The 2893-nt window shown below is 61.4% G+C and carries 2 protein-coding genes and 1 pseudogene; all 3 read right to left on the reverse strand.

Translation table 11 applies throughout. The features are described 5' to 3' along the window. Window positions 1-310: 310 nt before the first annotated feature. Window positions 311-2395: an elongation factor G gene (fusA, locus tag QZH66_RS14775; protein ID WP_305806682.1), complete on the reverse strand. Its 2085-nt coding sequence runs from the start codon at window positions 2393-2395 to the stop codon at window positions 311-313. Then, window positions 2355-2534 (reverse strand): GTP-binding protein, encoded by a 180-nt coding sequence (locus tag QZH66_RS14780; RefSeq protein WP_305806681.1) that lies wholly within the window; start codon window positions 2532-2534, stop codon window positions 2355-2357. The genes fusA and QZH66_RS14780 overlap by 41 nt, the downstream gene beginning before the upstream one ends. Before the next feature lie 150 nt (window positions 2535-2684). Further along, window positions 2685-2893, reverse strand: a pseudogene (locus tag QZH66_RS14785) (30S ribosomal protein S7); the annotation flags it as partial.

The raw sequence follows: 2893 nt of genomic DNA on the forward strand, positions 1-2893 counted from the left end.
GTTGACGTGCGGCTTGGTACGCTCGAATTTTCCTTTTGCCATTTTCTTTTCTCCAAAGAGCAATTCCCGTGTGATGGTTTAACGTCTGCACCTGATTGCTGGATCGCCCTGCACGGGAAACGGGGCGGCACCAGATCGCAGACAGCTTATGCTATTTAATCAATAGCTGCCAACGCTTGCTATGTAAGCGTTGGCGGCTGTTTTGATTAAATTCAATTCAATTGATCAGTGGGGCCAGAGCAGCAGAGCTGATCTATCCCGCATTGACCAGTGGGGACAGAGCAGCAGAGCTGGTCTGTCCCGCAAGGGCTTACTTAGTGCGCGCAGCCATGATGGCTTCGGACACGTTGCGCGGCGCTTCGCTGTAGTGCTTGAACTCCATCGAGTACGTGGCGCGGCCTTGCGTGGCCGAGCGCAGCGAGGTGGAGTAGCCGAACATTTCCGACAGCGGCACTTCGGCCTTGATGGCCTTGCCGCCACCAACCATGTCGTCCATGCCCTGCACCATGCCGCGACGCGACGACAGGTCGCCCATCACGTTGCCGGCGTACTCTTCTGGCGTTTCCACTTCGACGGCCATCATGGGCTCCAGGATCACGGGGTTGGCCTTGCGGCAACCTTCCTTGAAGCCGAAGATGGCGGCCATCTTGAACGCCAGTTCGTTCGAGTCCACGTCGTGGTACGAACCGAAGTGCAGCGTGACCTTGACGTCGACCACGGGGTAGCCGGCCAGCACGCCTTGCGTGACGGCTTCGTTGATGCCCTTCTCGACCGCGGGGATGTATTCGCGCGGCACCACACCGCCCTTGATGGCGTCGACGAACTCGATGCCCTTGCCCGGCTCGTTGGGCTCGATCTTGAGCACCACGTGGCCGTACTGGCCCTTGCCGCCCGACTGGCGCACGAACTTGCCTTCGGCTTCTTCGACCGTCTTGCGGATGGTTTCGCGGTACGCCACCTGGGGCTTGCCCACGTTGGCTTCCACGCCGAACTCGCGCTTCATGCGGTCGACGATGATTTCGAGGTGCAGCTCGCCCATGCCGGCGATGATGGTCTGGCCCGATTCTTCGTCGGTCTTGACGCGGAAAGACGGATCTTCCGCGGCCAGGCGCTGCAGCGCGATGCCCATCTTTTCCTGGTCGGTCTTGGTCTTGGGCTCGACGGCCTGTGCAATCACGGGCTCGGGGAACACCATGCGCTCCAGGATGATGGGCGCACCGATGTCGCACAGGGTTTCGCCCGTGGTCACGTCCTTCAGGCCCACGCAGGCAGCGATGTCGCCGGCGCGGATTTCGTCCACTTCCTGGCGCTCGTTGGCGTGCATCTGCACGATACGGCCGATGCGCTCTTTCTTGCCCTTGACCGAGTTCAGAACCGTGTCACCCTTCTTGAGCACGCCCGAGTAGACGCGCACGAAGGTCAACTGGCCGACAAACGGGTCGGTCATCAGCTTGAAGGCCAGCGCCGAGAACTTCTCGTTGTCGTCGGCCTTGCGCGTGATCGGGTTTTCGTCTTCGTCGGTACCGGCCATCGGAGGAATGTCCTGGGGCGAAGGCAGGAAGTCGAGCACGGCGTCCAGCATGCGCTGCACGCCCTTGTTCTTGAACGCGGTGCCGCACAGCATGGGCTGGATTTCGGTGGCGATGGTGCGCTGGCGCAGGCCGGCCATGATTTCCGCCTCGGAGAGCGTGCCCTCTTCCAGGTACTTGTTCATCAGCTCTTCGGTGGCTTCGGCGGCGGCCTCGACCATCTTCTCGCGCCACTCGTTGCACACGCCCACCAGGTCGGCGGGAATGTCACGGTATTCGAACTTCATGCCCTGGGAAGCTTCATCCCAGTAGATGGCCTTCATCTTGATCAGGTCGACCACGCCTTCGAACTTGTCTTCAGCGCCGATCGGCACCACGATAGGCACGGGGTTGGCCTTCAGGCGCAGCTTCATGCCCTCGACGACCTTGAAGAAGTTGGCGCCGGTGCGGTCCATCTTGTTCACGAAGGCCAGGCGCGGCACCTTGTGCTTGTTGGCTTGGCGCCACACCGTTTCGGATTGCGGCTGCACGCCACCCACGGCGCAGTACACCATGACGGCGCCGTCGAGCACGCGCATGGAACGCTCGACTTCAATCGTGAAGTCCACGTGGCCGGGGGTGTCGATGATGTTGATGCGGTGCGCGGGGCGGGACAGGTCCATGCCCTTCCAGAAGCAGGTCACGGCCGACGAGGTGATCGTGATGCCGCGCTCTTGCTCTTGCTCCATCCAGTCGGTGGTGGCAGCGCCGTCGTGCACTTCGCCCAGCTTGTGGGTCACGCCGGTGTAAAACAGGATGCGCTCGGACGTCGTGGTTTTGCCTGCGTCAATGTGNTTGCTCTTGCTCCATCCAGTCGGTGGTGGCAGCGCCGTCGTGCACTTCGCCCAGCTTGTGGGTCACGCCGGTGTAAAACAGGATGCGCTCGGACGTCGTGGTTTTGCCTGCGTCAATGTGCGCCGAAATACCGATGTTGCGGTAGCGCTCGAGGGGGGTGGTGCGAGCCATGATGGATCCTTGATTGATCGTTCTGTGGGTGGGCGCGACTGCTAAAAAACAGTGCTTGCGCCCAGCCTGTATATGAGAGCCTTCTGAATCAACACAAGGCCGCAAGCATGAATGCTGGCGGCCTTTGTGTGACAGGCGGGATCTTCCGGTTTAGAAACGGAAGTGGCTGAATGCCTTGTTGGCTTCGGCCATGCGGTGCACTTCGTCACGCTTCTTCATGGCGCCGCCACGGCCTTCGGTGGCCTCGAGCAACTCGTTGGCCAGGCGCTGGGCCATGGACTTCTCGCCACGCTTGCGGGCCGCTTCCTTGATCCAGCGCATGGACAGGGCCAGGCGGCGGACAGGGCGCACTTCAACGG

Source organism: Stenotrophomonas sp. YIM B06876 (assembly GCF_030711595.1).
Lineage (GTDB): Bacteria > Pseudomonadota > Gammaproteobacteria > Xanthomonadales > Xanthomonadaceae > Stenotrophomonas.